We start from the raw sequence: 1,931 nt of genomic DNA on the forward strand, positions 1-1,931 counted from the left end.
CCCCCACGGTTATGGTAAAATTTAACTGCTATTTTTAGAAAATTTAAAAAAACAAATGTATTCGATAGGAGTTTATAAAGTTCCTGTTATAACTATAAAAAACACGCGTGTCATAGCTACTTTAAAACCTGCAAAAGAAGAAGAAATGCCCACATTTGGCAAATGGAATTTTGAGTTTAATTAGATACGCCGTTTACACCTCTGAAGAAGATGTACCCTATTTGCTGGAAGTTTTGCATTTAGAATCTGTACCTAAAGATCAAAGATTAGTAGGTCCAATAGGAAGCTGGCTGATTTGGTATGCAGTCCAAACTGGTTTAGAATATTGCATACCAGTTGACACTCTCAGGTCTAAAGACACTGAGATTCTGCTGACAGAGTAAACTTAGGCAAAGCCCAAAGTTTAATTCTCGCTACGGTCGTCAAACACCGTCTACCCAGTAAGCTTAGGTCTATGCCTAAATTGCTGGCTACTTTTCGTAAAATGTTAGCTGCACCATTGAGATCAGCATTAACAATTGAACCATTAGCTGACTGATACAAGCCACGCTTAACACGCTTTCCTGATGCTTTCCACCCTTCTGGTTTTTCACCATACTTAGGTAGGGAGTCTCCATCTAAAAAACTAGCTTTTGACGTATATGCTTCTTCAGTTTCTTGAAATCTAATCCCGTTTAAATCACAGAGTTGTTTTAACCTATCTTTAAGTTTACCTAAAGGCATTTGGACAAACTTTTGATTGTTAACTCTCCCCATATTAGCGTTAGATTTAAAGCTTTCATTCCAACCAATTATTAAAGTACCAATGCCATATTTTAAGCAATGGTCAACAATTAGTTTTGCAGCTTTATTAATCCCATCTCGCATTTGATGGTTACGTTTACGGGTTACACAATCTAGCCAATTATCCCAATAAGCTTCTGGTTTTCCCTCTTTGCGAGTAGATACTTTTTTATTCCAAAGCTGATTCATAGCCTTCATTGCACGGGCATCAATCAATAGAGAATTACCCAATGTATCAACACAAGCTGCTAAATTATCAGCCGTTCCTAGATCAATAGATAATGCCTGATTAATGTCTAAAACGTGGCTTTTCTTTTCAACTTCGTAAGACATTTCCAAATAAAAAGCACCGTTTTTAGGTAGAATAGTAAACTCTTTGACATGAGCAATGTCTAGATTAGACGGCATTGGTAGAAAAAATTCAGAAATTCCAAACCATCTTTTAACAGTTAATCCTAAAGAAAATCTAAGTTGTCCATTAATTAGAGTTGGCTTTTGTCCCCCACTGTTAGGATAAGCAACTTTGAAAAGTTTAGAACCTGTTAGATAGTCAGGTGCTTTAGGCTGAAAATGTAATTGACCTTTGAGAAACAAAGAACGTAATTCTTTAAAAGATTTGAATGCTTCAATTACAGACAACAAAGTTTGTTGTGCAGGTGTAGAAGGCATTGATTGAGCGACCATAGTTTTAGAAACTGAAGGTTCATAAGCTAAATCAAATTTACCTGTCAACAACTTTCCAGTTTTAAAAAATGTTTGTCTAGCAAAATAAACACCACTGTTATAGAGCTTTCCCGACTGCTGGCAGAGATATTCTAATACTGCCTTTGTTTCATCATCGGGGGACAACAAAACTTGTTGTACTCCCATTGACTTTTTAACTTTAGACATTGTTTGAACTGCAATGCTGTGATAATATAATCATATCATATCAATATTAGATTGTCATCATGTCTAGAAAAAAAGGTACTATTATTTATTTGTCCGAAGAAGACAAAGCAAAGCTAGAGAAGATTGCCGTAAACTGGGGGGTATCTCAGTCATCGGCTACACAGAGACTAATTAGAGAATATAAACTAGATTAGAAATACTACAGCGGTTAAAACCGCTCGTGTCGCTTCCCTCTCAGGGCTAAAGCCACTGAGTTT

At 36.2% G+C, this 1,931-nt stretch carries 3 protein-coding genes; 2 read left to right on the forward strand and 1 reads right to left on the reverse strand.

The genetic code is table 11. The features are described 5' to 3' along the window. The first annotated feature begins 170 nt into the window (after positions 1–170). Positions 171–383 carry a hypothetical protein gene (locus FJR38_RS10485; RefSeq protein ID WP_168536904.1) on the forward strand — a complete coding sequence of 71 codons (213 nt, stop codon included), beginning with the start codon at positions 171–173 and terminating at the stop codon, positions 381–383. Here the strand turns inward: FJR38_RS10485 and FJR38_RS10490 are convergent. Then, positions 352–1,653, reverse strand: a complete 1,302-nt coding sequence (locus tag FJR38_RS10490) for an RNA-guided endonuclease TnpB family protein (RefSeq protein WP_168498757.1) — start codon at positions 1,651–1,653, stop codon at positions 352–354. The genes FJR38_RS10485 and FJR38_RS10490 overlap by 32 nt on opposite strands. Positions 1,654–1,733: 80 nt before the next feature. On the opposite strand from FJR38_RS10490, the gene FJR38_RS27715 reads away from it, so the two are divergent. Next, complete coding sequence (locus tag FJR38_RS27715; protein WP_168498751.1) at positions 1,734–1,868, forward strand: ribbon-helix-helix protein, CopG family; 135 nt, start codon at positions 1,734–1,736, stop codon at positions 1,866–1,868. The last annotated feature ends 63 nt before the right edge of the window (positions 1,869–1,931 follow it).

Origin of the sequence: Anabaena sp. UHCC 0253 (assembly GCF_009712085.1) — a bacterium.
GTDB lineage: Bacteria > Cyanobacteriota > Cyanobacteriia > Cyanobacteriales > Nostocaceae > Dolichospermum.